This window comes from Candidatus Clostridium eludens (genome assembly GCF_045310515.1).
Lineage (GTDB): Bacteria > Bacillota > Clostridia > Clostridiales > Clostridiaceae > Clostridium_B > Clostridium_B eludens.
In genome coordinates this window covers 1-367 of sequence record NZ_JBJHZX010000179.1, presented here as the reverse complement: position 1 = coordinate 367, position 367 = coordinate 1, and the positions used below count along the sequence as shown (strand labels likewise).

At 33.2% G+C, this 367-nt stretch carries 1 protein-coding gene; it reads right to left on the bottom strand.

Going from position 1 to position 367, the window contains the following annotated elements; genetic code table 11:
* The coding region (locus ACJDU8_RS25740; RefSeq protein WP_406795030.1) for a transposase at positions 1–280 on the bottom strand (280 nt) is incomplete at its 3' end.
* Positions 281–367: the final 87 nt, after the last annotated feature.

The window sequence follows — 367 nt, the reverse complement described above, 5'->3', positions numbered from 1 at the left end:
TTCCCAGAATGCTTATGGCTTTTTTTAATACATCTAGAGCATCCTTTGTATCGCGAAGTTCACGTTTTAATCGTGCAATCTCTTTTTGTTCATCACTAGAATAATTACCTGATCCACGAACCTGAATACCATTCTCGCTTTTAGAATCTCTAATCCATTTTGACAAAGTACTACCCCCTATGTCCAGATTTTGAGCACAGCCTCTTATCCCAAGTTCCTTGTGATCCATATAATATTTTATAGCATCTTCTTTAAACTGTTTGTCATGTTGTTTTTTCATGATTAAGTTCCCCCATATCTTACTTTCATTTTAATCTTTATTGGGAACTTTCTCAATTTATCTTGTACTATTTTTATTCTAGAACTA